Raw genomic sequence first — 25,243 nt, 5'->3', positions numbered from 1 at the left:
GGGGCGCGGAGCGCGCGGACGACGGCGGGGGCGGCGGGCGTGTCGGGCATGAGGGGCTCCGCGCTCACATCGGGCTGGGCTTCTGCAGCAGCGCGTCGATCCGGGCGACGAAGGCGTTCCACCCGTCGAGCGGGTCGGTGCGCCTCGCCCACACGTTCTGCATGTCGTTGCCGAAGTAGGTGTGGAAGTCGCTGCCGGAGCCGGTGAACCAGGCCGGCGGGTCGTAGACCAGGTGGTCCACGGCGTCGGCGTAGTGGGACTGCGGGATCAGCTCGCCGTAGGCCGGGTCCTCGACCACCGGGGAGTAGGCGGGGATGTGGCCGGCCGCCGCCCAGTCGATCGAGTTCTTCAGCAGGTGCGCGACCACGGCGTGGACGGTGCGTCGGCGCTCCTCGTCGGGGTTCATCTGGTGGGGCAGGACGAAGGAGTGGGAGTCGGCATAGGCGACCGGCTCGCCGAAGACGCCGGGGATCATCGTGATGTCGAAGGGCAGGCCCTCGTTCTTGTAGCTGCCGGTCTCCCACACGCCGCCGTAGAAGGCGCCGGAGCCGCCGGTGGCGAACTCGGAGATGGCGGTGCCGCCGTCGTGGCCGCCGTTGCCGACCTCGCCGTCGATGAGGGAGAGAATCCATTCGATCGCCTGGACGACGAGCTCCTCCTGGTACTGCATGGTCCCGCCCTCGGGCAGCTCGATCGTGCCGCCGAGCTGGGAGTAGTAGGTGGAGAACATGCGCCACTGGTTCGAGCCGTCGCCGAGATAGCCCCAGCTGAGGCCGAAGCCGCTGGGCGCCTTCCCGCCGAGCTCGAGGGCGAGGGCGCGGAAGTCCTCGGGGGTGTCCGTGGGCAGCAGCAGCCCGTCGCTGCCGAGCACCCCGGCGGCCTCGGCGATCTCGGTGTTGTAGTAGAGGACGAAGGGGTGGGAGTCCAGCGCGATCGCGGTGAGCTTGTCGTTGACGACCATCTTGTCCCAGATCAGCTCCGGGAAGTCCTCCTGGCGGATCCCGAACTCGCCCAGCAGGTCAAGGTCCCATTCGTCCAGGAGCCCGCCGGGCGCATAGCCGGGAACGCGGGCGGCGTGCATGACCGCGAGGTCAGGGGCGCGGCCGCCGGCCGAGGCCATGGCGAGCTTCGTGTAGTACGGCGCGCCCCAGGCCAGGACGGTCTGGGTGACCTTCGCGGCGCCGTCGGTGGCCATGTAGCCGTCGAGCAGCTCGCCCATCGTCACCCCGTCGGGGCCGGAGAGCAGGTGCCAGAAGGCGATGTCGTCGCTGGGCCTGGCCGACGCGCCGGCGCAGCCGGCGAGCGTGCCGAGGCCGCCGAGTGCGGCGAGCGCCCCGGCGCCCTGCATCAGGGAGCGCCTGCCCAGCACGGGGCCCGTCCGGGCACCGGCGCGGGGAGCGCGGGAAGAACCATGCATCATGCGGGCCACCTCTTCGTGGTGGGCGGGGCGGGCGGCTGCGCCGCGGGCTCCCCGCCCAGATCTTCGTGTGCTGAGTTCGAATTTACATCGTTGTAACGTGAGCGTCAACACTCCCCGGCCGACGCGTCGCGGCGGGCTCCCGCCCTGCCCGCTCACCTGCCGCCCCTGTTCCCTCCCAGCGCCCCGACCCCGGGGGCGGACACCCGCTCCTCCTCTGCGCCGGCCCCCGCACGTCCCCTGGGCCGACACGCGCGTCGAGAGCACCGAAACCTGGCGCAAAGGCCAGGTTTCGGTGCTCTCGGCGAGGGCCAGAAGCGTGTCGGGCTCAGGCGCCGGCCTGCGAGCGCTTCTTGTTCCAGACGTCGAAGGCCACCGCGACCAGCAGCACCACGCCGCGCACCACGGACTGGGTGGACTGGTCGATGCCCATGATCTGCATGCCGTTGGACATCACCGCCATGATCAGGCCGCCGATGATCGCACCGTGCACCTTGCCGATGCCGCCGGTGACGGCCGCGCCGCCGATGAAGGCCGCGGCGATCGCGTCGAGCTCGAACATGTTGCCCGCGCCGGGCTGGGCCGAGTTCGAGCGGGCCGAATAGACGATGCCCGCGACCGCGGAGAGCAGGCCCATGTTGATGAACAGCCACATGTTCACGCGCGTGGTCTTCACGCCGGAGAGCTTCGCGGCCTGGAGGTTGCCGCCCATGGCGTAGATGTGTCGGCCGACGATCGTGCGCTGGCTGATGAAGCCGTAGACCAGCACGAGCGCTGCCAGCAGGATCAGCACCACCGGCAGGCCGCGCGAGTGCGCGAGCTGCCAGGCGAAGGCCATGACCACGATCGCGACCACGGCGATCTTCACCCAGAACAGCGGGAACGCCTCGACCTGCTGCTTGTACTTCAGCTTCGCGAGCCGGCTGCGGTACTCCTGGATCGCGAAGACCACCACCAGCGCCGCGGCGAGGAACAGGGTGAAGGCGTCGAAGCCGTTGCCGCCCAGCAGCCCGTTGAGGAAGCCGCCGGAGATGAACTGGTACTCCCGCGGGAACGGCGAGAGGGACACGTTGCCGAGCACCTGCATGGTCAGGCCGCGGAAGATGAGCATGCCGGCCAGGGTCACGATGAACGCGGGGATTCCCACGTACGCGACCCAGAAGCCCTGCCAGATCCCGACCAGCACGCCGGTGCCGAGCGCGGCGAGCACGCCCAGCCACCAGGGCAGGCCGTTGCCGATCACCACCACTGCCGCGACCGCGCCGGTCAGCGCGACCACCGAGCCGACGGAGAGGTCGATGTGCCCGCCCACGATGACCAGCACCATGCCGATGGCGAGGATCAGGATGTAGGAGTACTGCAGGACGAGGTTCGTGAGGTTGCCGGGGCTGAGCAGCTGGCCGCCGGTGAGGATCGTGAACAGCAGGATGATGAACACGAACGCGATGTAGATGCCGCTGGTGCGCAGGTTGCGCGTGAGCAGCTCCTTGATGTCAGAAGTCCCGGCCATGAGCCGCGCTCACTCCCTCTCCATGGTCATGAGCTCCATGAGGCGCTCCTGGGTGGCGTCCTGGGCGGCGACCTCGCCGGTGACCCGGCCCGCGGACAGCGTAAAGATGCGATCGGCCAGCCCCATCACCTCGGGAAGCTCCGAGGAGATGACGATGATGGCCTTGCCCGCCTCGGCGAGCTCGTTGATGATCGTGTAGATCTCGAACTTGGCGCCGACGTCGACGCCGCGGGTGGGCTCGTCGAGGATCAGCAGGTCCGGCTCGGTGTACAGCCACTTGCTGAGCACGACCTTCTGCTGGTTGCCGCCCGAGAGCTTGCCGACGGTCGCCATGACCGTCGGCGTCTTGATGTTCAGCGAGGAGCGGTAGCGCTCGGCGACCGCGATCTCCTCGTTGCCGTTCAGCCAGCCGCCCGTGCGGATCTTCGTCAGCGCCGCGGCGGTGATGTTGGTGCGGATGTCCTGGATCAGGTTCAGCCCGTACCGCTTGCGATCCTCGGAGACGTAGGCGATGCCGGCGTCGATCGCGTCGGCGACCGAGCGCAGCTGCACCTCCTTGCCGTGGATGAGGGCGCGGCCGGAGATGTCGCGGCCGTAGGACCGGCCGAACACGCTCATGGCGAGCTCGGTGCGGCCGGCGCCCATCAGCCCCGCGATGCCGACGACCTCGCCGGCGCGGACGGTCAGCGACGCCCCGTCGACGACGACGCGGCCGGGCTGGGTGGGGTGGCCGACGTGCCAGTCCTCGATCCGCAGGATCTCCTCGCCGATCTCGGCCGTCCGCTCGGGATAGAGGCTGTCGATGTCGCGCCCGACCATGCCGCGGATGATCCGCGGGACGAGCGTGCCCCGCTCCTGCTCGGGCACGCGCATGTCGATCGTCTCGATCGTGGAGCCGTCGCGGATGACGGTGGTGGCGTCGGCGACCGCGGCGATCTCCCCGAGCTTGTGGGAGATGATGATGCTGGTGACGCCGCTTTTGTCGCGCAGGTCGCGGATGAGCCCGAGCAGGTGCTCGGAGTCGTCGTCGTTCAGGGCGGCGGTCGGCTCGTCGAGGATCAGCAGGCTCACGTCCTTCGAGAGCGCCTTGGCGATCTCGACGAGCTGCTGCTTTCCCACGCCCAGCTGGCCGACGGGGGTGACGGGCTTCTCCTTCAGCCCCACGCGCTCGAGCAGCTCGGCGGCGCGGGCGTTGGTCTCGTGCCAGCTGATCACCCTGCCGCGGGTCTGCTCGTTGCCGAGGAAGATGTTCTCGGCGATGGAGAGGTGGGGGATGAGCGCGAGCTCCTGATGGATGATCACGATCCCCTCGGCCTCGGAGTCGTTGATGCTCGCGAAGCTGACGGGGCGGCCGCAGTAGTGGATCTCGCCCTCGTAGGTGCCGGCGGGCTCGACCCCCGAGAGGACCTTCATGAGCGTGGACTTGCCGGCGCCGTTCTCGCCGCAGATCGCGTGGATCTCCCCCTCGCCGACGGTCAGGGACACGTCCTTCAAGGCGACGACGCCGGGGAAGCGTTTGGTGATGGACCGCATCTCGAGGATGTTCTCGGCCACGGGGACCTCCTTCGGGCAGGGGGTCCCGACGGCACGACGGCGCGCCGGGACCCCACCGGTGGTTCGGTGCTTCTCGCCTGCGTCAGAGCTGGCCGGACTCCACCTGCTCCGCCGTGTAGTAGCCGGAGTCGACCATGATCTCCTCGTAGTTGCTCTCGAGGACCATCTGCACCTCGAGCAGGTAGGAGGGGACGACGACCACGCCGTTGTCGTAGGTCTCGGTGTCGTTCGCCTCGGGCTCCTCGCCGTTGAGGATCGACTCCGCGGCCACGATCGCCTGCTCGGCGAGGTTGCGGGTGTCCTTGAAGATCGTGGAGGACTGGACCCCGTCGGCGATCAGCTTGATCGAGGCGATCTCGGCGTCCTGGCCGGTGACGATCGGCAGGCCCTCCTCGATGGTGGGGCCGAGGCCCGCGTTCTGCAGGGCGTTGATGATGCCGCGCGAGAGCGGATCGGCCGGGGCGAGCACGCCGGCTAGCTCCTCGCCGCCGTTGTAGTGGGTGGTCAGGAGGTTCTCCATGCGCTTCTGCGCGGTCTCCTGCTCCCAGCGCTGGGTGGCGGCCTGCTCGATGTCCATCTGCCCCGAGAGGACCTTCAGGGTGCCCTCGTCGAAGTAGGGCTGCAGGGTGTCGATCGCGCCCTTCCAGAACAGGTGGGCGTTGTTGTCGTCCAGCGAGCCGGCGAACAGCTCGACGTTCAGCGGGCCCTCGGGAGCATCGGCCGCGGGCTCGAACGACTCGTCGAGCATTCCCAGGCCGAACAGGAGCGCGTTGGCCTGGTTCACGCCGACCTTGTAGTTGTCGAAGGTGACGTAGAAGTCGACGTTCTCGTTGTCGGTGAGCAGGCGGTCGTAGGCGATCACGGGGATCCCTGCGGCCTCGGCGGCGTCGAGCTGCGCGGAGAGCGAGGCGCCGTCGATCGAGGCGATCAGCAGCACGGAGACGCCGGAGTTGATCATCTGGTCGATCTGCTGCTGCTGGGTGGGGATGTCGTCGTCGGCGTACTGCATGTCGACGGTGAAGCCCTTGTCCTCCAGGCCCTTCTTGATGTTGTTCCCGTCGGCGACCCAGCGCTCGTAGGTCTGGGTCGGCATGGCGACGCCGACGGTCTGGTCCTCGGGGGCGGCGTCGGGGTCGGGGCCGCCGGAGCCGGCGCCGGTCCCGCCGCAGGCCGCGAGGCCGAGCGCTGCCGCGGCGGCTGTGCCGCCCAGGATGAAGCTTCTGCGGTTGTGCATGGATCTCTCCTCGTCGAAGTCTCCGCCCGCTCCCCTCATCGGGAACGGGACACCGCGTGCGGCACATCGGCTCCCCCGGGCACCTTCGCCGTGGGGGCCGGCCGTTCGTCGGCGTGGACGTCGGGCCGACAGCGGTCCCGCGTCCGTTTCGCCCGATGCACTCCATGACATCGGTCGCCAGGATGATAACGTTCACATCGAGTCGTGTGTCAACCGACGCCGGCCGCGCCGTGGGTCACGATGTCGCAACGCCGCCGATCGCACCTCGCGCCGCACCCTGCCGGGCGCGCCCACCGTCACCGCCCGCCGAGCTCGGACCGGGCGATCCGCGCAGGTCATCGCCCTGTAGAGTGCCGCTCCACCGACCGTCCGCGAGGAGGACGCCATGAGCCCAGCGACGCGCCGCCCGTCGATGGCCGACGTCGCAGGCCGCGCCGGCGTCTCGTACCAGACCGTCTCCCGCGTGCTCAACCAGCCCGGCATCGTCCGGCCCGAGACCCGGGAGCGGGTGCTCGCGGCGATCGCCGAGACCGGCTACACCCCGAACCGTGCGGCCCGCGCACTGAAGACCACCCGCTCCTCGCAGATCGGCCTGCTCACCGACGGCTCCTCGCTGTTCGGCCCCTCCGAGACGGTCACCGCGATCGAGACCGCGGCCCGCGAGGCGGGCTACTCGGTGCTGCTGACGACGGTCCGCCCCGGGGACCCTGCGGGGGCGGCGCCGGGCGCCGAGCTGATCGGCTCAGGCGTCGACGGGATCCTCGTGGTCGCGGCGCACGAGGGGATGCAGCCGGTGGTCGCGGCGGCGGCCTCCACGATCCCCGTCCTCGCCGTCTCCGCACAGCCCCCTGCGACCGCATCCACCCAGGTCGTGGGCGTGGACCAGCGCCTCGGCTCGCATGCGGTGGTCGAACACCTCGCACGCACGGGCGTGTGCTCCGTCGCCCACCTGGCCGGCCCGACGGACTGGTACGACGCCCGCGCCCGCCTCGACGGCTTCCACGAGGCGACCGCGGAGCTGGGCCTGGAGGGGACGACGACCGCGCCCGGAGACTGGACGCCGAGGTCCGGGTACGAACTGACGCGCGGCCTGCTCGCGGGCGGCGTCCCGGAGGCGATCTTCGCGGCGAACGACATGATGGCGATCGGAGCACTGCACGCCCTGCACGAGCACGGCGCGCGGGTGCCGGTGGACGTCGCCGTGGCGGGCTTCGACGACACCGTCGGCGCGGAGTACCTGCTCCCCTCGCTGACCACGGTCTCCCAGCCCTTCGCGGAGCTGGGCCGCCTGGCGCTCCATCGCCTGCTGGAGCTGCTGGAGGATCCGGAGGATCCCGGCCCTCCCCCGCCGCCCCTGTCGCCGCGCCTGGTGGTGCGCCGCTCGACCCGCCCCGAACGGACTCACTGAGCGGCCCCGTCAGGGAGCCGGACACCCGGATGTGAACGTTGACAGAGCGGGTGGGCACCTGGTTCAGTGATCCCATGACGCACGCCGACGTGTCCCCCGCCCAGTCCCCCTCCCCCGTGCCCGGAGGGGACGACGCCGCGGCCCTGATCGCCGACGGCGGCGCCCACCTCGGGATCGAGCTGGGCTCCACCCGCATCAAGGCCGCCCTGGTCGACGGCACGGGCGCGGTGCTCGCCACCGGCTCCCACGCCTGGGAGAACGAGCTGGTGGGCGAGACCTGGACCTACTCGCTGGACGCGGTGTGGGCAGGGATCCGCGACTGCTACGCCGACCTCGCCCGCGAGGTGCGCGCGCAGCACGGCACAGAGCTCACGACCCTCGGCGGCCTCGGCATCTCCGCGATGATGCACGGCTATCTCGCCCTCGACGCGGGCGGCGAGCAGCTCGCCGAGTTCCGCACCTGGCGCAACACCTTCACCACCGAGGCCGCGGCGCTGCTCAGCGAGACGCTCGCGCAGAACATCCCGCTGCGCTGGAGCATCTCCCACCTGCTGCACGCCGTGCAGCAGGGCGAGGAGCACGTGGAGCGCCTCCACTTCCTCACCACCCTCGCCGGCTACGTGCACTGGAAGCTCACCGGCAGGAAGGTGCTCGGCGTCGGCGACGCCAGCGGCATGTTCCCGATCGGCGCCTCGGGCGACGCCTTCGACGCCGAGCTGCTCGAGCGCACCTCCGCGCTCGACCCGATCGCGGCGATGCCCTGGTCGCTGCCGGACCTGCTGCCCGAGGTGCTCGTCGCCGGACAGGACGCCGGACACCTGACCCCCGAGGGCGCGGCCCTCCTGGACCCGACGGGGACGCTGCAGCCCGGGGCGATCACCGCCCCGCCCGAGGGCGACGCCGGCACCGGCATGGTCGCCACCCAGGCCGTCGAGCCCCGCACCGGCAACGTCTCGGCCGGCACCAGCGCCTTCGCGATGGTCGTCCTCGAGGGCCCGCTGTCCGGGCCGCGCGAGGAGATCGACCTGGTCACCACGCCGTCGGGCCACCCGGTCGCGATGATCCACACGAACAACTGCACCACCGACCTCGACGCCTGGCTGGGCCTGTTCTCGCAGTTCGCGGCGCTCATCGGCGCGCCGCAGTCCGCCGAGGACCTCTACGGGACGCTGTTCTCCGCGGGGGCCGACGGGGACGCCGACGCCGGCGGCGTGCTGACCTACAACTACGTCTCCGGTGAGCACCAGACCGGCGTCGCCTCCGGCCGCCCGCTGCTGGTGCGCGAGCAGTCCGCCCGCTTCACGCTCGAGAACTTCATGCGCGCCCAGCTGTACGGCGCCTTCGGAGCCCTCGCCGTGGGAATGGACGCGCTGCTGAAGGACGAGGGCGTGCGACTGGACGTCATGTACGCCCACGGCGGCATCTTCCGCACCCGGGGCGTCGCCCAGCAGGTGCTCGCCGACGCGCTCGGCGTGCCGGTCGCACTCGGCGAGTCGGCCGGCGAGGGCGGCGCCTGGGGCATGGCGCTGCTCGCCGCGCACACCGCCCGCACCGCCGCGGCCGACGGAGCCGCCGGCGGAGCAGACGGCGGAGCGGCCGACGGATCGGGCGCCACCGCCGCGGGTGGCGCGCAGTCCCTCAGCGCCTATCTCGACGAGGTCGTCTTCGCCGGCCAGGACATCACCACCCGCTCCCCCGACGCCGCCGGCCGCGAAGGTCACACGACCTGGCTGGACGCCTACCGCGACGGGCTCCCGCTCGCCCGACGGGCCGGGGACCTGCTCGGCTGATCCGGCGACCAGCGCGGCGCACGAGCGGCCCGTCGGCCGACTGCTCGCGCGACCGCCACGACCGTCTCACCACCACAGCAGATCGGCCCGCCGGACGCCTCCGACCTCGCCCGCCGACCGGGCGGCATCGCCCTCGGCTCCAACTGTGAACGTTGACAGCACTGCAGACCCCGCACCGGAAGGAAGCCCCATGACCCTGGTCCTGACCGACCTGCCCGACGCCGCCCAGCGCGCCGTCGCCGCGACGCGCGAGCGCGTCGCCGCCCTGCACGCCGAGCTGCCCCGCAACCAGCTGGTGGTGTGGACCGCCGGGAACGTCTCCGAGCGCGTCCCGGATCTGCCGGAGGGCGTCCCCGGCCTGTTCGTCATCAAGCCCTCCGGCGTCTCCTACGACGAGCTGACCCCCGAGACGATGGTGGTGTGCACCCTCGACGGCGCGAAGATCGTCGACGGCACCCCCGATGCGCTCTCCCCCTCCTCGGACACGGCCGCCCACGCCTACGTCTACGAGCACATGGACCACGTGGGCGGGGTGGTGCACACCCACTCCACCTACGCGACCGCGTGGGCGGCGCGCGGGGAGGAGATCCCCTGCGTGCTGACGATGATGGCCGACGAGTTCGGCGGCCCCATCCCCGTGGGCCCCTTCGCCGTGATCGGCGACGACTCGATCGGCCGCGGCATCGTCGAGACGCTGCGAGAGTCCCGCTCCCCCGCCGTGCTCATGCAGAACCACGGCCCCTTCACCATCGGCAGGGACGCCCGCGCCGCGGTGAAGGCCGCCGTGATGTGCGAGGAGGTGGCACGCACCGTGCACGTCTCCCGCCAGCTCGGCGAGCCGCTGCCCATCGAGCAGTCGCTCGTCGACTCCCTCTTCGACCGCTACCAGAACGTCTACGGCCAGCGCTGACACCGGCCCACCCGGCGTACGCCCCGCCTCCTGCGCCACCAGCTTCCACCGACCCGCCGACCCGCCGACCCGCCGACCATCGGCCGCACCGATCCCACTCAGAGACGAGGACCCCACCATGCACAACCCCTTCGAGACCCGCGAGATCTGGTTCCTCACCGGCAGCCAGGGTCTGTACGGCCCCGAGACCCTCGAGCAGGTCGCCGCGCAGTCCCGCACCATCGCCGAGAGCCTCGACGCCGCCTCCGACATCCCGGTGCGGATCGTGTGGAAGCCCGTGCTCACCGACCGCGATGCGATCCGCGAGGTGGCGCTGGCGGCGAACGCGGACCCGGCCTGCGTCGGCGTCATCACCTGGATGCACACCTTCTCCCCGGCGAAGATGTGGATCCAGGGCCTCGATGCGCTGGCCACCCCGCTGCTGCACCTGCACACGCAGGCGAACGTGGAGCTGCCCTGGTCCACGATCGACATGGACTTCATGAACCTCAACCAGGCCGCGCACGGCGACCGCGAGTTCGGGTACATCGCCACGCGGCTCGGCGTGGACCGCAAGACCGTGGTCGGCCATGCCTCGGACGAGACGGTGCAGGCCAAGATCGGTCGCTGGGCCCGCGCCGCGACCGGCTGGGCGGAGATGCACTCCCTGAAGCTCGCCCGCTTCGGCGACAACATGCGCGGCGTCGCCGTCACCGAGGGCGACAAGACCGAGGCCGAGCTGCGTCTCGGCGTCTCCGTGAACACCTGGGGCGTGAACGACCTGGTCGAGGTGGTCGACGGGATCGAGGACTCCGCGGTCGACGAGCTCGTCGCGGAGTACGAGGAGCTCTACGACGTGGTGCCCGAGCTGCGCCGCGGCGGCGAGCGCCACGAGTCGCTGCGCTACGGCGCCCGGCAGGAGCTGGGCCTGCGCCGCTTCCTCGAGGACGGCGGCTTCGGCGCGTTCACCACGAACTTCGAGGACCTCGGCGGGCTGCGTCAGCTGCCGGGCCTGGCCGTCCAGCGCCTCATGGCCGACGGCTACGGCTTCGGCGCCGAGGGCGACTGGAAGACCGCGATCCTGGTGCGGGTGGCCGCGGTGATGGGCTACGGCCTGCCCGGCGGCGCCTCTCTGATGGAGGACTACACCTACGAGATGACGCCGGGCAGCGAGAAGATCCTCGGCGCGCACATGCTCGAGGTCTCCCCGACCCTCACCACCGGCAGGCCCGCGCTCGAGATCCACCCGCTGGGGATCGGGGACCGCGAGGACCCGGTGCGCCTGAAGTTCATGGCCGACGCGGGCCCCGCGGTGGTCGTGGCGCTGTCAGACATGCGCGAGCGGTTCCGCCTGGTCGCGAACGTCGTCGAGGTGGTCGAACCCGACGAGAAGCTGCCGAAGCTGCCGGTCGCCTGCGCCGTGTGGGAGCCGCAGCCCGACTTCGCCACCTCCGCCGAGTGCTGGCTGACCGCCGGCGCCGCCCACCACACCGTGATGACCACGGCGGTGGGCCTGGAGGTGTGGGAGGACCTCGCCACGATCGCGGACATCGAGCTCGCGATCATCGACGAGTCCACGACCGTGCGCTCCTTCGCCCAGGAGCTGCGCACCAACCAGGTCTTCCACCGCCTCGCCCAGGGGTTCTGAGCGGCCCGGCCGACGGGACGGGGTGGGGCGGCCGACGGGACGGGCGGCCCGTTCCGTCGGCCGCGCGGGCCCGTCCGACGGGCCCCGTCGGCCGATGGTCGACAGCTTTTGCTGCCGCCAGGACTCATGCAGAGCCCCACATTGGACCTGGCGGTACATTTCCTGCCATGCCCGACGCCGCAGCTGCGGGCCTGTCGCGCCGCGCGCTGTCGCGGACCTCGCCCGGGCCGCGCAGTCCAGCACCCGGAGACCGACTCCCCCGACCTTTCGGAGCGATGATGCCCAGCTCGAGCACCCCCGACACCGTCCTCCACGCCCCCGGGCTGAGCTGGTCGGGCACCGTGGACTACGGGCCGGGGCCGCTGCACGCGCCGACCTCTCTCGCCGCGCTGCAACAGCTCGTCGCCGGCAGCACGAGGCTGCGGGCGCTCGGCACCCGGCACTCCTTCTCCGAGGTCGCCGCGTCGGACGGGCCGCTGGTGACGCTCACGGCGATGACGCCGGAGATCGAGATCGACACCGAGGCGAGCACCGTCCGCGTCGGCGCGGGGGTGCGCTACGGCGAGCTCGCCGTCGCCGCCCATGCGGCCGGGCTGGCGCTGGCGAACATGGGCTCGCTGCCGCACATCTCCGTGGGCGGGGCGAGCGCGACCGGCACCCACGGCTCCGGGAACCGCTCGCGCTCCCTCGCCTCCTCGGTGCGGGAGATCGAGCTGGTCACGGCCGGCGGAGACCTGCTGACGCTCTCGCGCGAGGCAGACCCGGACGTGTTCGACGGGGCGGTCCTCTCCCTCGGCACGCTCGGGATCGTCACGCACCTGACCCTCGACCTGGTGCCGGCCGCGCCGATGCGGCAGACGGTCCACCTCGACTTCCCCGCCGAACGGATGGACGAGGGCAGCCTCGCGGAGATGCTCGGGGCGGGCGCGAGCGTGAGCCTGTTCCACCACTGGGACGGGCACATCGCCCAGGCCTGGGTGAAGCAGCGCGTGGACGAGGACGCGGCGCTGCCGGAGCACTGGCTCGGCGGCCGACGGGCGGGCGGGCCTGTGCACCCGCTGCCGGGGATGCCCGCCGACTTCTGCACCGACCAGACCGGGGAGCCGGGTCCGGCCCACGAGCGTCTGCCGCACTTCCGGCTCGAGTTCACCCCGTCCAGCGGCGAGGAGATCCAGTCGGAGTACTTCGTGCCGCGCGAGCGGATCGGCGAGGCGCTCGCGGCGGTGATGCCGCTCGGCGAGCGGATCCGTCCGCTGCTGCACGCCTCCGAGGTGCGGACCGTCGCGGCCGACGAGCTGTGGCTCTCCCCCGCCCAGCACCGGGACAGCGCCTGCGTGCACTTCACGTGGAAGCAGCGGCCCGCCGAGGTCGCGGCGCTGCTGCCCGAGATCGAGGGGCGCCTCGCCCCTTTCGCGCCTCGGCCGCACTGGGGGAAGGTGTTCACGCTGGACCCGGAGGTGGTGCAGGCGCAGTATCCGGACCTGGAGCGCTTCCGGGCGCTGCGGGACCGGCTGGACCCGGGCCGCGTGTTCCGCAACGGATACGTGGACCGGCTGCTCGGGGCGTGAGCGGCAGAGGTCAGCGGATCCTGCGGGACCGGAGAAGGGCCAGGCCCCCTCCGAGGAGGGCCAGGACTCCCGCTGCGCGGTCGCCGGCCAGCAGGACCACCTGCAGCCAGCTGCCGCCGCCGTCCTGCCACAGCATCCCGTGGCGCTCCACCTTCGAGCGCGCGGACGGGCCGAACAGCGCCGCGTCGAGCATCAGGTCGAAGCGGGCATCGGTCAGCCGGTCGGGGAGCGGGCAGAGGTCTTGGCGGATCGAGTCGCTCATGGCCGCATCCTGGAGCGCGCCCACGTCACGCCATCGGGGTCCCCCTCCTCGCGACGCGGACTCCCTCTGGCCTCGGCGTCCGACTTGGGTTAGCGTTTTCCCACCCCGGTTGGCACGCTTCACCCTCACGACCCGGCAACGACGCTCATCCTCGGAGGCCCCATGTTCACCCGACGCCAGACCCTCGCTCTCCTCGCCGCCGCCGGCGCGATCCCCGTCCTCGCCTCCTGCGGCCCGAACGCCTCCACCGGCGGCGGCGGCGGGGGCGAGGACTCGGGCACGGTGCGCATCTACTGGTGGGGCGGCGACCTGCGCCAGACCATGACCGAGGAGGCGCTGGAGCTGTTCGGCGCGCAGAACGCGGAGATCACGGTCGAGCCCGAGTACAGCGAGTGGACCGGCTACTGGGACAAGCTCGCCACCCAGACCGCGGGCGGCGACATGCCGGATCTGCTGCAGATGGACGAGGCGTACATCGACTCGTACGGGGCCCGGGGGTCCTTGCTGGACCTCGAGAGCCTCGGCGAGGCGCTGGATCTCTCGGCGATGGACGCGAAGGTGCTGGACACCGGTCGTCTCGCCGACGGCACCCTGGTCGGCGCGCCGCTCGGCATCGGGATCTTCTCGGTCGGTGTGAACCTCGACCTGCTCGAGGCCTCCGGCCAGGAGCTGCCCGACGACACCACCTGGACCTGGGAGGAGCTGCGCAAGACCGCCGCGGCGATCAGCGAGTGGGGCGCCGACCAGGGCGTGACCGGGCTGGACGTCTTCGGCCAGGGCGCGGCCGAGCTCGGCGCCTGGGCCCGCCAGTCCGGGCAGCAGCTCTTCCCCCGCGAGGACGAGACCGCGGTGGACGCGGAGACCATCACCTCCTTCCTCGAGTACGCGAAGTCGCTGATCGACGAGGGCGCCACGCCCGGTGTCGACGCGCAGATCGAGGACGTGGGCGCCGGGGTCGAGCAGGGCCTGTTCGGCACCGGGAAGTCCGTCTTCCACCTCCAGTTCCACACCCAGGTGCAGACCTTCGCGAGCGCCTCCGGGGCGGCGATGACGCTGCTGCGGCTGCCGGCCCGGACCAGCGGCGACCACCAGATGGTGAACAAGGCGTCGATGTACTGGTCGATCGCGGCGACGTCGGCCGCCCCCGAGAGCGCCGGCATCCTCATGGACTTCCTGCTCACCGATCCGGAGGCCGCGAAGGCGCTGCGGCTCGAGCGGGGCGTGACGGCCTTCCCCGAGGTGCAGAGCGCGATCGAGGGCGACCTCGACGAGATCGAGCGGATCTGCCTTGACTTCGCCCGTGACCTGCAGGCGGAGGTCTCCCCCGCGCCGCTGGTCACCCCTGCGGACGCCGTCGGCTTCGGCGAGGAGTTCACCCGGATCAGCCAGGAGTACTACTTCGGGTCGAAGGACGCGCAGGCGACGGCGCAGGAGATCCTCACGGTGCTGGAGGGGATGCAGCCGTCGCAGTGACCCGTCGGCCGCCGCGGCGCCACGCAGCCGGCGCACCTGCTCGCGCGCCGACGCGCTCAGGCAGGGCTGCCGCCCGCGCACGGACCGCTCACAGCGGCGCGTAGCGCGAGCGCAGCACGGCGTAGACGCCGTAGAGCATCACTCCGACCGCGACCACGACCAGCAGCACGGCGCCGGCGGGCAGCGAGGCCACGGTCTGGAACGCGCCGTCCAGGCCGGTCGCCTTCTCGGGGTCCGAGCCGATCGCGGCCCAGCCGAACAGGATCCCGACGGCGATCAGCGCGACGCCCTTGGCGATGTAGCCGATCACGCCGGTGACGAGCACGACCATACTGATCCGCTGGTCGCCGGGCGGGCGGAGATCATCCTCGAAGCCCCGGCCCGCTCCCTTGACCACGTGGTATCCGCCGATCGCGAGGACGACGAGACCGAGCAGGACCACCGCCCCGCGGCCCACCGGGCTGCCGAGCAGTCCCGCGGTGAGCTCGGAGGTCTGCTGCCCGGAGTCGCTGCTGCCGCCCGCGGCGAAGCGCAGCGCGGTCACCCCGAGCGCCCCGTACACCCCGGCCTTGCCGAGGGTCGTCACGACATGGGTGACGCGCCGGCAGTCGTCGTCGGCCCATTTCGCGCCGAAGTACGCCTCGGCGAGGTGCCAGAGGGCCAGGGCGAGCATCGCCAGGCCCCCGATCCACAGCAGCAGGTTCCCGCCGGGGGCGGCGGCGACGGTGCGCAGCGCGCCGGACTGGTCGGCGTCCTGCCCCGAGTCACCGAGGGCGACGCGCAGCGCGAACCAGCCGATGAGCACGTGCACCAGGCCGCTCATCACGAAGCCACCGCGGGCGATGCCCCCGAAGACGGGATGATCGGTCACGGTCTCGGCGGTGCGCTCGGCCGCCTCGGCGCCGTCGCGGGCAGCGCGCCCGGCGTCCTCCAGGGGGTTCATGGCGGAACTGTACGTCCGCCCAGCCAGGTCCGCTCGCCGTCCTCCCGGGTGGTCAGCCCGCGCCTCGACAGGGCAGACCGTGCTCTCAGATCTCCCGCAGGACCTGCGCCATGGCCTCGCAGGACTCGGCCGCCTGCGGGAGGCCCAGCTTGTTGAGGTGGCCGTGGGTGACGCCGCGGCGCACCTCGTCGCGCACGTCGACGCCGGCGGCGGCGAGCTGCTCGGCGTAGCGGCGGGCGCCGAGGCGCAGGTCGTCGTACTCGTCGGCCTCAAGATAGGTGCGGGGCAGCACGGCCAGCTGCTCCGCGGTGCCCAGGCCCGGGAACTCGTGGACGGTGGCCTGCTCGAGAGGACGGCCGAGGTACGCCTCGGCCATCCGCCGCATGTTCTCCGGCGGGAAACGGAACATGCCCGGCACCTCGGCGAGCGCCGCGGCCTCCTCGGCGGTGGGCTCGGGGTTCAGCGGATGCGTGACCGGGTACATCAGCAGGCTCGCGGCGGGCGCTTCGCCCTCCTCGGCCAGGCGCAAGGAGACGGCGGCGGCGAGGTTGCCGCCGGCGCTCGCACCGCCGAGCGCGACGCGGCCGGGGTCGATGCCGAGCAGGCGCGCCATCGAGCGGGTCCAGCGCACGGCGGCCATGACGTCGTCTCCGGGAATCGGGGCGTGGACGGGGAAGGTCTCGCCGGGCAGTCGCCTCGCAGGGGCGCCGCCGGTCTCGGCGGGCTCGTCGCACAGCCGGTAGTCGACGGAGACGACCACGGCATCCGCCCGGGCGGCGATGCGGCGAGCGGTCTCGTGCGCCTCGGGCATGTCGAGGTCGCCGTGCTGGAAGGAGCCGCCGTGGCACCACACGAGCGCGGCCCTGGGCCGGCGGCTGCGCGCGGCGGGGCTGTAGACGCGCAGGGGGACGATGCCGTGGGGGCCGCGGGCCTCGCGGTCCTCGATGCGCAGGTCGAGGCGCTCTGCCGGGCCGTAGGGCGCCTCCCAGGCCTCGCGCGCCGCGGCGGGGACCTCGTCCCAGCTGCTCGCGCCGCGCAGAGCCTCCAGGCGGCGCAGCATCTCACCGCGCGGGTCGGTCGGCGCGAACGGCTCCGCGGCGGGCGCGGTCGGCGGGGGCGTGGTCATCGGGTCTCTCCTGCGTCGGGCGTGGTGGTGTCGGCGATGCGCGGCGCGGAGCGCAGCACGACCTCGCAGTCGAAGCGCTGCGAGGAGGCCATGGTGCCGCGGAACCAGAGCAGGTGCTCGGCGGCGGGGTCTCCGGGAGCGAGGATCGGTCGGAGGTTGTCGACCTCGGAGTCCTCGGTGATCGCCATCCAGGCCCAGCTCGCGCCGCCGTCCTCGGTGCGGCCGCGGAACAGCTCGCGGTGCGGCAGTGCGCGGCCGTCGCGCGGGTCGATGGGGGTGGAGAGCACGAGGTGGTCGGGGTCGTAGGGGTCCAGGGCGGCGAGGCCCGTGTAGTCCTGCTCGTGGGGCAGCAGGCCGGGGCCGGCATCGGCGAGGGGGTGGACGGCCCAGGTGCCGCCCTTGCCGAGGCGGGCGTAGACAAGGCGCAGGTCGGGGATGGGGACGTCGTTGCCGTCGGCGTCCCTCACCGCGTCGGGTCCGGTGATCTCGGCCCCTTCGGGCCAGCCGGGGTGGTCCGCGCGGGCGGTCATCACGGCGGAGACCACCCCGTCGACGACCCGCAGGTCGGTGGTCCAGGCGTGGGTGAGGCGCGCCCCGCCCACCTCGCTGCCGACGGGCAGGATCGTGGTGAGCCGGTCCTGGTTCGGGGCGGGCTCGGTGAACAGCTCGCCGCCCACCACGGCGCCGGTCGAGTCGTGGCGCCAGCCCCCGGAGAGCACGCCGTGGTGGATCGCGTTGTCGTAGTCGCGGGGGTGGTGGTCGGTGGCGATGACGTGCAGCCCGTCGGGGCCCTCGGCGTAGCGGGCGTAGGCGTTGACGTAGCCGATCTTCTCGCGCTCGAAGAGCTTGCCGGCGAAGGTCCAGGTGTCGCCGTGGTCGTCGGAGACCAGCGCGCAGGGGTCGTCGTTGATCGCGCGGACGAAGCAGTAGAGCCGTCCATCGAGCTCGTGGAGGTTGGAATAGGTGACGTGGCGGCCCTCGGTGAGCTCGGACCAGTCGAACAGCTTCTCCTCGCCCCAGCGGGTGGGGTCGTGCGGCTCGCTGATCCGCCAGTAGGTGTTGTCGTCGGTCTTGTGGCGGGCGTAGACGGCGAGCCAGCGCCCGTCGGGGCGAAGCCAGAGGGCAGGCACGTCGTGGTCGTCGGACTCGAAGCCCTCGTGCAGCGTCACGACCTGCACCTCCCCGGTGTCGAGGTCGACGACGGAGAGGTCGAGGTCGCCGCCGCGACGGTCCCCGTCCTTCCCGGCGACGGACGCGATCGAGCCGACGACGAGCTGCCGCCGCTCGGGGTCGACGAGGGCGCGCTCGTCCTGGAACCAGCACCAGGCGCCGTTGGAGTTCAGGACCTGCGGGACGGGCTCGGCGGTCATCGGGGCTCCTCGTCAGGGATGCGCGGCCGCGGGGGCGGCTGATCGGCAGGGGACGCGGCGGTGCGGGGTGGCCGCCTCGTCGGGGCCGGTCCCGATCACCTCCGCGGTGAACGCCGGATCCGGACCGGGCCCCTATCCTCGGCCGCGCACCCCCTGGCGGTCAAGCGCTTTCCACCCTTGGCGCGGCAGGAAGGCACGCGTACCTCACACCGTGGCGCCGTACCGCTCCTCCTCGATCTGCTCGAGGCTCTTGCCACGCGTGTCCGGTGCACCGATCACGCCGATCACCAGGGCGACGAGCAGGAAGCCGATCATGATCATCCCGACGAACGGCACTCCCCGCGCCGCGAGCAGCGTCGGGAAGACGTAGCTGAGCACGCCGACGAGAATTCTCGCGGCGAAGAACAGCACGCCCTGCGCCGTCGCCCGGTACGGGGTCGCGAACATCTCCGCGGTCCACAGCGCATAGAAGGCCTGAGCGCCGATGCCTGCCGAGACGCCCCACAGCACCGCGAAGGCGATCAGCAGCGGCGTGGTGACGTGCGCGAACACGAGGAGCACCCAGGCGGCCAGCCCGAGCACGGCCCCGATCCCGTAGAGCAGGCGTCGGTCGACCTTGTCCCCGAGGAGCATGAATCCGAAGTAGGTCGCCGCGACGGTCATGGTCCACAGCAGCACCTGCAGGAGGTTCTGGCTCGCGGCGCTCGCCACCCCGGCGGTCTCGTAGACCCGGGGCATGAAGATGCCCATCTGCCCGGCCACCATGTTCCACAGGCCGTAGACGCCGATCAGGAACAGCAGCGCGGTGACGTTCTGGCGACGGGAGAGGAGCTCCTTCAGGCCGCGGTGCGTGACCACCTCACCTCGGGCCGCAGCATCGTCACGGACCTTCTTCTGCTCGACCCAGATGTCGGACTCCGCGAGACCCCGACGCACCCACCAGGTGATGAAGGCGACAACGAAGAGGTGGGCGAAGATCAGCCGCGATCCCAGCAGCCCGAGCGGGACCAGTGCGGTGGCGATCGCGAAGACGACCGCCGGCCCGAGCGACCAGGCGAGCTGCGCGGTGCCCACGTGGCGGGCACGCTTCGCGCCGGGCGCCTGCTCGGCGATGTACGTCCAGGCCACCGGCACTCCGGCGCCGACGGCGATGCCGGTGAGGATCACGCCGAGCACGAGCATCCACGCCTGTGCGGCGAAGACGACGAACAGGGTGCCGACCATGTAGAGGATCAGGTCGTAGGTGTAGATGAACTTGCGGCCGTAGCGGTCTCCGAGCGGTCCGCCGATCATGGCGCCGACCGCGGCGCCGAAGGCGTTGGCCGAGAGCGCGGCGACGAGGCCGACGACCCAGTTGGAGAAGCCGAAGTACTCCTGCCACAGCGTGAGGCTGGTCGCGAGGGCGATGATCGAGCCGGCCTCGATGTAGTTCGACATGGCCACGGCGATGGTGGCCTTCCAGCCGCGGACATGGCCCGTGGTCCGGGCGAGCGCCGGCGTGGGTACGGTGTTGCTCATGGGGTCCCTCCTCAGGGATCAGGGGGTGAGGCGACGGCGCGCGGGCCGACCCGGCGGTCCCGTCGCTCGGCCGCAGCCGCCCGGGGCGGCCGCACGTCGGCCGGACCGCCGCGGTCAGGCGAGGTGGAAGTACTGCGGCAGGACCTGCTTCTCCCCACCGCCGGGGGTGAAGTACTCCGCCATCGCCGCCTCCCAGCGCGGGCTGATCGCGGCGCGGGCGATCGCGTCCTGGGCGGCGTCGACGTCGTCGGCCTCGAAATAGCCGACGACCAGGCCGTCCTCCGGACGCAGGAAGAGGGAGTAATTGCGCCATCCGGCGTCGGTGAGCGCTGTGCGCATCTCCTCCCAGACGTCCTGGTGCGCGGCGACGTAGTCGGTGAGCTTCTCGGGGCGCACGTGCAGCAGGAAACAGCAGCGGCGCGGGCTGCGAGCACTGGTGGTGGCCAGCAGGTGGTCGAGATCAGGCGGCGTCATCGCTGCTCCTCATCGGGCGAGTCCCCCCGCGACGGATCGGTGCGAGGGCGGCGGGGACGTCTGTTGTCGAACCGCCGACGGGAATGCTAGGTTCTTTCTTGAGTCGTTTCAAGCCTAGACCCGGTCGCTGCTCGTCCAAGGCCGTCGCCGCCGACGCCGCCCGCACGGACCGGTCCATCCCGAAGGAGCCGCCATGACCACCCCCACCACGCTTCCCCCCGAGGTCGCCCGTGACCTCGAGGAGTTCTCGATCGAGGTCCCGAGCTGGGCCTACGGCAACTCCGGCACCCGCTTCAAGGTCTTCGGCACCCCGGGCACCCCGCGGGACCCCTTCGAGAAGATCGCCGACGCCGCGCAGACCCACGCCTTCACCGGCCTCGCCCCGCGCGTGTCCCTGCACCACCCCTGGGACCGGGTCGAGGACGTCGCCGCGCTGCGCGCCCACGCCGCGGAGCTCGGGGTCTCCCTCGGCATGATCAACTCCAACACCTTCCAGGACGACGAGTACAAGTTCGGCTCGCTCACCCACTCGGACGCGTCCGTGCGCCGCCGCGCGATCGACCACCACCTCGAGTGCCTGGACGTGATGCGGGAGGCCGGTTCGCACGAGCTGAAGATCTGGCTCGCCGACGGCACGAACTACGCCGGTCAGGACTCGATCCGTCGGCGTCAGGACCATCTGGCGGAGTCGCTGCAGGAGATCTACGCGGGCCTGCGCGAGGGTGAGCGGCTGGTGCTCGAGTACAAGTTCTTCGAGCCGGCGTTCTACCACACCGACGTCCCCGACTGGGGCACGAGCCTCATGCACTGCCTCGCCCTCGGGGAGCAGGCGCAGGTGGTGCTGGATACCGGCCACCACGCCCCCGGCACGAACATCGAGTTCATCGTCGCCCAGCTGCTGCGTCAGAACCGGCTCGGGGCCTTCGACTTCAACTCCCGCAACTACGCCGACGACGATCTGATCGTCGGCGCCGCGGACCCGTTCCAGCTGTTCCGGATCCTGTTCGAGATCGTGCAGCAGGACGCCCACCGCCCCGCTTCCGGGGTGAACTTCATGCTCGACGAGTGCCACAACCTCGAGTCGAAGATCCAGGGACAGATCCGCTCGGTGATGAACGTGCAGGAGACCCTCGCCAAGGCGCTGCTGGTGGACCGCGAGGCCCTGGCCGATGCGCAGCAGCGCCACGACGTGCTCGAGGCGCACGGCGTCCTCATGGACGCCTTCTGGACGGACGTGCGCCCGGCGCTCGCGGCCTTCCGCGAGGAGCGCGGTCTGCCGGCGGATCCGTTCGCGGCGTTCCGTGCGAGCGGCTACGAGGAGAAGGTCGCCGGCGAGCGCGTCGGCGGGAACCAGATGGGATGGGGAGCCTGAATGAGCACCGCACGAGAGACGATCGACGCCCTCCTGGCCCGCTCGAACGAGCTGGGCGCCGACCCGACGACGACGAACTACGCCGGCGGCAACACCTCCGCCAAGGGCACGGACACCGACCCCGTCACCGGGCAGGACGTCGAGCTGCTGTGGGTGAAGGGCTCCGGCGGCGACCTCGGCACCCTGGCCGAGAAGGGCCTCGCGGTGCTGCGCCTGGACCGGGTGCGCGCCCTGCAGGACGTCTACCCGGGCGTGGAGCGGGAGGACGAGATGGTCGCGGCCTTCGACCACTGCCTGTTCGGCAAGGGCGGGGCCGCCCCCTCGATCGACACCGCCATGCACGCCCTGGTCGACGCCCCGCACGTGGACCACCTCCACCCCGATGCCGGGATCGCGCTCGCGACCGCGGCCGACGGGGAGCGCCTGACCCGGGAGATCTTCGGCGACGCGGTGGTGTGGGTGCCGTGGCGTCGGCCCAGCTTCCAGCTGGGGCTGGACATCGCCGAGATCAAGGCGCGCAGCCCCGAGGCGATCGGCTGCATCCTCGGCGGGCACGGCATCACCGCCTGGGGCGAGACCTCTGAGGAGGCGAAGGAGAACTCGCTGCGGATCATCCGCGAGGCGCAGGCGCACCTGGACGCGCACGGCGCCGCCGAGCCCTTCGGCCCGGCCGATCCCGCCCGCGCCGCGCTGCCGGAGGCGGAGCGGCGCGCGAAGGCGTCGGCCCTGTTCCCCGTGATCCGCGGTCTCGCCTCGACCGACGCGCCGATGATCGGCCACTGGACCGACAGCGAGGACGTGCACGAGTTCCTGGCCGGTGAGAAGCTCATTGCGCTCGCCGAGCTCGGCACCTCCTGCCCCGACCACTTCCTGCGCACCAAGGTGAAGCCCCTGGTCCTGGACCTGCCCGCAAGTGCCCCGGTGGAGGAGCAAATCGCGCGCCTGCGCGAGCTGCACGAGTCCTACCGCGCGGACTACGCCGCCTACTACGACCGGCACGCGAGCGAGAACTCCCCCGCGATGCGCGGCGCGGATCCGGCGATCGTGCTGGTCCCGGGAGTCGGGATGTTCTCCTTCGGGGCCGACGCGCAGACCGCGCGGGTCGCCGGGGAGTTCTACGTCAACGCGATCCACGTGATGCGCGGCGCGGAGGCGGTCTCGACCTACTCCCCCATCGACGAGTCGGAGAAGTTCCGCATCGAGTACTGGGAGCTGGAGGAGGCGAAGCTGCGGCGTCGGCCGGCGCCCAAGCCGCTCGCCACCCGCGTCGCGCTCGTGACCGGCGGCGGCTCCGGGATCGGCAAGGCGACCGCGACGCGGCTCGTCGCCGAGGGCGCATGCGTCGTGATCGCGGACCTGAACCTGGAGAACGCCCGAGCCGTCGCCGAGGAGCTCGGCGGCCCGGACCGCGCGGTCGCCCTGCGGGCCGACGTCTCCGACGAGCAGGCGGTGATCGACATGGTCGCCGAGGCGGTGCTCGCCTTCGGCGGGCTCGACCTCATCGTCAACAACGCCGGGCTCTCGCTGTCCAAGCCGCTGCTGGAGACGACCGCGAAGGACTGGGACCTGCAGCACGACGTCATGGCGCGCGGCAGCTTCCTCGTCTCCCGCGAGACGGCTCGCGTGATGATCGCGCAGGCCATGGGCGGGGACATCCTCTACATCTCCTCGAAGAACTCCGTCTTCGCCGGCCCCAACAACATCGCCTACTCGGCGACGAAGGCGGATCAGGCCCATCAGGTGCGGCTGCTCGCGGCGGAGCTCGGCGAGCACCAGATCCGCGTCAACGGCATCAACCCCGACGGGGTGGTGCGCGGCTCCGGCATCTTCGCCGGCGGCTGGGGCGCGAGCCGCGCGAAGGTCTACGGCGTCGAGGAGGAGAAGCTCGGCGAGTTCTACGCCCAGCGCACCCTGCTGAAGCGCGAGGTGCTGCCGGAGAACGTCGCCAGCGCCGTGTTCGCGCTGACCGCCGGGGACCTCTCGCACACCACCGGTCTCCATGTCCCCGTCGACGCGGGGGTCGCCGCGGCGTTCCTGCGATGAGCGCCGGGGCCGACCGGCCGAGCTCGCACATGCGCGCCGTATCCGTTGCGGCCGGGCCGTCGGTCGACGGGTCGGCCGCGGCAGGCGGATCCGGGGAGGCAGGCGGATCGGGCGCGGCCGGCGAGCCGTTCGCCGTCGCTGCGATCGACCTCGGCGCGACCTCGGGCCGAGTGATGCTCGGGGTCGTCGCCGAGGGGCGGATCGAGCTGGTCCCCGCGCGCCGCTTCGAGAACCGCCTGGTGGAGCGCGATGGCCACCTGAGCTGGGACCTCGATGCGCTGTGGGCGGAGATCCGGCAGGGCCTGGCCGATGCCCACGACCTCACCGTGGTGCGCGGACTGGCGGGGCTCGCCTCGATCGGCGTGGACTCCTGGGCCGTGGACTACGGCTTCGTCGGTCCCGAGGGAACGGACGGCGGCGAGCGGATCGGCGAGGTGATCGCCTATCGCGACTCCCGCACCCACGGGGTCGCGGACCGGGTCGCCGAGCGCGTCTCCCGGGAGCGGCAGTTCGCGCTGACGGGCATCGCGCAGCAGCCCTTCAACACCCTGTACCAGCTCGCCGCCGACGACCGCGCGGCGGATCTGCCGCCCGGCAGCACCCTGTTGATGGTCCCCGATCTGATCGGGCACCTGCTCACCGGGGTACGGCGCAGCGAGAGCACCAATGCGTCGAGCACCGGGATGCTGGGCCTCGACGGGGGCTGGAACTCCGAGCTGCTCGACGCCGCGGGGATCGACCGGGAGCTGCTCGCGCCGCTGATCGCCCCCGGCGAGCGCCTGGGCACGGTGCGTCCGGAGCTCGGCCGCGAGCTCGGGATCGGGGAGGTGCCGGTGGTCGCGATCGGCTCCCATGACACGGCCTCCGCGGTGCTGGCCGTCCCGGCGGTGCCGGGGACGAGCCCGGTCGCCTTCATCTCCTCGGGCACCTGGTCGCTGATCGGCCTGGAGCTGCCCGCGGCGGTCGCGACCGAGGAGGCGCGCCTGGCGGGCTTCACCAACGAGGCCGGCGTGGACGGCACGGTGCGATTCCTCAAGAACGTCTCGGGGATGTGGCTGGTCAGCGAGTCCATCCGGCAGTGGGAGGAGGACGGGGCGCAGGTGGACCTCGAGGACCTGCTGGCCGCCGCCGCGCAGTCTCCGGCGGACCGCTTCCGCATCGACCCCACCGACGAGCAGTTCCTCGCCCCGGGGCGGATGGCGGACCGCGTGAGCACCGCCGCCCGACGGATCGACGGGGACGACCCGTTCCCCCGCACCCAGGCCGCGGTGGTGCGCTGCATCCTCGAATCCCTCGCGGAGACCTACCGCGAGGAGCTGCACGCCGCCTGTCGCTTGGCGCAGGTCCCCCTGCCCGAACGGCTGCACGTGGTGGGCGGAGGGTCACGCAACGCCCTGCTCAACCAGCTCACGGCCGATGCGCTCGGGGTCGAGGTGGTGGCCGGCCCCATGGAGGCGACGGCGCTGGGGAACGTCGCCCTGCAGTCGCGGACGCTCGGCGCCCTCTCGCAGGAGCCGGACGCGATCCGTCAGCTGGTTCGGGCGAGCATCGAGCTCGAGCGGTTCCGGCCCTCCGTCCCGTACCCGGCCCCCGATCCCGTCACCGCCCGCTGAGACTCGCCCCCGACGCACGAGGTGGAACCCA

At 71.9% G+C, this 25,243-nt stretch carries 19 protein-coding genes; 9 read left to right on the top strand and 10 right to left on the bottom strand.

What is annotated here, in order from left to right; all coding sequences use genetic code 11:
* Nucleotides 1–64: 64 nt before the first annotated feature.
* The 4 genes from DEU31_RS01795 to chvE form a co-directional block, all read right to left on the bottom strand.
* A complete protein-coding gene (locus DEU31_RS01795; protein WP_208109960.1) occupies nucleotides 65–1,348 on the bottom strand; it encodes an extracellular solute-binding protein in 1,284 nt (427 codons plus the stop codon).
* Nucleotides 1,349–1,745: 397 nt separating this feature from the next.
* Nucleotides 1,746–2,927, bottom strand: a complete 1,182-nt coding sequence (gene mmsB / locus DEU31_RS01790; protein ID WP_133675341.1) for a multiple monosaccharide ABC transporter permease — start codon at nucleotides 2,925–2,927, stop codon at nucleotides 1,746–1,748.
* 9 nt (nucleotides 2,928–2,936) lie between these two features.
* On the bottom strand, nucleotides 2,937–4,481 hold the full coding sequence (mmsA, locus tag DEU31_RS01785) for a multiple monosaccharide ABC transporter ATP-binding protein (RefSeq protein WP_133675339.1): 1,545 nt from the start codon (nucleotides 4,479–4,481) through the stop codon (nucleotides 2,937–2,939).
* A gap of 82 nt (nucleotides 4,482–4,563) precedes the next feature.
* Entirely contained in the window at nucleotides 4,564–5,715 is a 1,152-nt protein-coding gene (gene chvE / locus DEU31_RS01780; protein WP_133675337.1) for a multiple monosaccharide ABC transporter substrate-binding protein, read from the bottom strand.
* 385 nt (nucleotides 5,716–6,100) lie between these two features.
* On the opposite strand from chvE, the gene DEU31_RS01775 reads away from it, so the two are divergent.
* From DEU31_RS01775 to DEU31_RS01755, 5 genes are all read left to right on the top strand, one after another.
* Complete coding sequence (locus DEU31_RS01775) at nucleotides 6,101–7,123, top strand: LacI family DNA-binding transcriptional regulator (RefSeq protein ID WP_133675335.1); 1,023 nt, start codon at nucleotides 6,101–6,103, stop codon at nucleotides 7,121–7,123.
* Between the two features lie 74 nt (nucleotides 7,124–7,197).
* Complete coding sequence (locus DEU31_RS01770; protein ID WP_133675333.1) at nucleotides 7,198–8,913, top strand: FGGY-family carbohydrate kinase; 1,716 nt, start codon at nucleotides 7,198–7,200, stop codon at nucleotides 8,911–8,913.
* A gap of 190 nt (nucleotides 8,914–9,103) precedes the next feature.
* Nucleotides 9,104–9,823 (top strand): L-ribulose-5-phosphate 4-epimerase, encoded by a 720-nt coding sequence (locus DEU31_RS01765; RefSeq protein WP_133675331.1) that lies wholly within the window; start codon nucleotides 9,104–9,106, stop codon nucleotides 9,821–9,823.
* 118 nt (nucleotides 9,824–9,941) lie between these two features.
* A complete protein-coding gene (gene araA / locus DEU31_RS01760; RefSeq protein ID WP_133675329.1) occupies nucleotides 9,942–11,450 on the top strand; it encodes an L-arabinose isomerase in 1,509 nt (502 codons plus the stop codon).
* Nucleotides 11,451–11,728: 278 nt separating this feature from the next.
* On the top strand, nucleotides 11,729–13,018 hold the full coding sequence (locus DEU31_RS01755; RefSeq protein ID WP_133675327.1) for a D-arabinono-1,4-lactone oxidase: 1,290 nt from the start codon (nucleotides 11,729–11,731) through the stop codon (nucleotides 13,016–13,018).
* A gap of 10 nt (nucleotides 13,019–13,028) precedes the next feature.
* Here DEU31_RS01755 and DEU31_RS01750 read toward each other — a convergent pair whose 3' ends face one another.
* Nucleotides 13,029–13,280, bottom strand: a complete 252-nt coding sequence (locus DEU31_RS01750) for a hypothetical protein (RefSeq protein WP_133675325.1) — start codon at nucleotides 13,278–13,280, stop codon at nucleotides 13,029–13,031.
* A gap of 162 nt (nucleotides 13,281–13,442) precedes the next feature.
* On the opposite strand from DEU31_RS01750, the gene DEU31_RS01745 reads away from it, so the two are divergent.
* On the top strand, nucleotides 13,443–14,753 hold the full coding sequence (locus DEU31_RS01745; protein WP_133675323.1) for an extracellular solute-binding protein: 1,311 nt from the start codon (nucleotides 13,443–13,445) through the stop codon (nucleotides 14,751–14,753).
* 88 nt (nucleotides 14,754–14,841) lie between these two features.
* Here the strand turns inward: DEU31_RS01745 and DEU31_RS01740 are convergent, their stop codons facing one another.
* The 5 genes from DEU31_RS01740 to DEU31_RS01720 form a co-directional block, all read right to left on the bottom strand.
* Nucleotides 14,842–15,696 carry a DUF1206 domain-containing protein gene (locus tag DEU31_RS01740; protein ID WP_133675321.1) on the bottom strand — a complete coding sequence of 285 codons (855 nt, stop codon included), beginning with the start codon at nucleotides 15,694–15,696 and terminating at the stop codon, nucleotides 14,842–14,844.
* Between the two features lie 85 nt (nucleotides 15,697–15,781).
* Nucleotides 15,782–16,822 carry an alpha/beta hydrolase fold domain-containing protein gene (locus tag DEU31_RS01735; RefSeq protein WP_133675319.1) on the bottom strand — a complete coding sequence of 347 codons (1,041 nt, stop codon included), beginning with the start codon at nucleotides 16,820–16,822 and terminating at the stop codon, nucleotides 15,782–15,784.
* Nucleotides 16,819–18,192, bottom strand: coding sequence for a BNR-4 repeat-containing protein (locus DEU31_RS01730; protein WP_133675317.1), 1,374 nt, complete (start codon nucleotides 18,190–18,192; stop codon nucleotides 16,819–16,821). The genes DEU31_RS01735 and DEU31_RS01730 overlap by 4 nt, the downstream gene beginning before the upstream one ends.
* A 204-nt stretch (nucleotides 18,193–18,396) precedes the next feature.
* Nucleotides 18,397–19,710, bottom strand: a complete 1,314-nt coding sequence (locus DEU31_RS01725; protein ID WP_133675315.1) for an MFS transporter — start codon at nucleotides 19,708–19,710, stop codon at nucleotides 18,397–18,399.
* A gap of 114 nt (nucleotides 19,711–19,824) precedes the next feature.
* A complete protein-coding gene (locus tag DEU31_RS01720; RefSeq protein WP_133675313.1) occupies nucleotides 19,825–20,184 on the bottom strand; it encodes an L-rhamnose mutarotase in 360 nt (119 codons plus the stop codon).
* Between the two features lie 193 nt (nucleotides 20,185–20,377).
* Here DEU31_RS01720 and rhaI point away from each other — a divergent pair, with 193 nt between their 5' ends.
* Genes rhaI through DEU31_RS01705 form a run of 3 tightly spaced genes read left to right on the top strand, consistent with a single transcriptional unit; the run spans nucleotide 20,378 to nucleotide 25,212 of the window.
* Nucleotides 20,378–21,556 (top strand): L-rhamnose isomerase, encoded by a 1,179-nt coding sequence (gene rhaI / locus DEU31_RS01715; RefSeq protein WP_133675308.1) that lies wholly within the window; start codon nucleotides 20,378–20,380, stop codon nucleotides 21,554–21,556.
* Nucleotides 21,557–23,599, top strand: a complete 2,043-nt coding sequence (locus tag DEU31_RS01710) for a bifunctional aldolase/short-chain dehydrogenase (RefSeq protein WP_133675306.1) — start codon at nucleotides 21,557–21,559, stop codon at nucleotides 23,597–23,599. It abuts the gene before it with no gap.
* A 29-nt stretch (nucleotides 23,600–23,628) separates the two neighbouring features.
* Nucleotides 23,629–25,212 carry a rhamnulokinase family protein gene (locus DEU31_RS01705; RefSeq protein ID WP_133675304.1) on the top strand — a complete coding sequence of 528 codons (1,584 nt, stop codon included), beginning with the start codon at nucleotides 23,629–23,631 and terminating at the stop codon, nucleotides 25,210–25,212.
* The last annotated feature ends 31 nt before the right edge of the window (nucleotides 25,213–25,243 follow it).

Source organism: Brachybacterium sp. AG952 (assembly GCF_004362645.1).
Lineage (GTDB): Bacteria > Actinomycetota > Actinomycetes > Actinomycetales > Dermabacteraceae > Brachybacterium > Brachybacterium conglomeratum.
The sequence above is the reverse complement of the archived record's forward strand: the minus strand, read 5'-3'. Positions and strand labels throughout refer to the sequence as shown.

Bases quoted from the DNA above. Each gene is read 5' to 3' on its own strand.
- DEU31_RS01795 (WP_208109960.1), bottom strand. From the start codon at position 1,348: ATGCAGGGCGCCGGGGCGCTCGCCGCACTCGGCGGCCTCGGCACGCTC.
- mmsB (WP_133675341.1), bottom strand. From the start codon at position 2,927: ATGGCCGGGACTTCTGACATCAAGGAGCTGCTCACGCGCAACCTGCGC.
- chvE (WP_133675337.1), bottom strand. From the start codon at position 5,715: ATGCACAACCGCAGAAGCTTCATCCTGGGCGGCACAGCCGCCGCGGCA.
- DEU31_RS01775 (WP_133675335.1), top strand. From the start codon at position 6,101: ATGAGCCCAGCGACGCGCCGCCCGTCGATGGCCGACGTCGCAGGCCGC.
- DEU31_RS01770 (WP_133675333.1), top strand. From the start codon at position 7,198: ATGACGCACGCCGACGTGTCCCCCGCCCAGTCCCCCTCCCCCGTGCCC.
- DEU31_RS01765 (WP_133675331.1), top strand. From the start codon at position 9,104: ATGACCCTGGTCCTGACCGACCTGCCCGACGCCGCCCAGCGCGCCGTC.
- araA (WP_133675329.1), top strand. From the start codon at position 9,942: ATGCACAACCCCTTCGAGACCCGCGAGATCTGGTTCCTCACCGGCAGC.
- DEU31_RS01755 (WP_133675327.1), top strand. From the start codon at position 11,729: ATGCCCAGCTCGAGCACCCCCGACACCGTCCTCCACGCCCCCGGGCTG.
- DEU31_RS01750 (WP_133675325.1), bottom strand. From the start codon at position 13,280: ATGAGCGACTCGATCCGCCAAGACCTCTGCCCGCTCCCCGACCGGCTG.
- DEU31_RS01745 (WP_133675323.1), top strand. From the start codon at position 13,443: ATGTTCACCCGACGCCAGACCCTCGCTCTCCTCGCCGCCGCCGGCGCG.
- DEU31_RS01740 (WP_133675321.1), bottom strand. From the start codon at position 15,696: ATGAACCCCCTGGAGGACGCCGGGCGCGCTGCCCGCGACGGCGCCGAG.
- DEU31_RS01735 (WP_133675319.1), bottom strand. From the start codon at position 16,822: ATGACCACGCCCCCGCCGACCGCGCCCGCCGCGGAGCCGTTCGCGCCG.
- DEU31_RS01730 (WP_133675317.1), bottom strand. From the start codon at position 18,192: ATGACCGCCGAGCCCGTCCCGCAGGTCCTGAACTCCAACGGCGCCTGG.
- DEU31_RS01725 (WP_133675315.1), bottom strand. From the start codon at position 19,710: ATGAGCAACACCGTACCCACGCCGGCGCTCGCCCGGACCACGGGCCAT.
- DEU31_RS01720 (WP_133675313.1), bottom strand. From the start codon at position 20,184: ATGACGCCGCCTGATCTCGACCACCTGCTGGCCACCACCAGTGCTCGC.
- rhaI (WP_133675308.1), top strand. From the start codon at position 20,378: ATGACCACCCCCACCACGCTTCCCCCCGAGGTCGCCCGTGACCTCGAG.
- DEU31_RS01710 (WP_133675306.1), top strand. From the start codon at position 21,557: ATGAGCACCGCACGAGAGACGATCGACGCCCTCCTGGCCCGCTCGAAC.
- DEU31_RS01705 (WP_133675304.1), top strand. From the start codon at position 23,629: ATGCGCGCCGTATCCGTTGCGGCCGGGCCGTCGGTCGACGGGTCGGCC.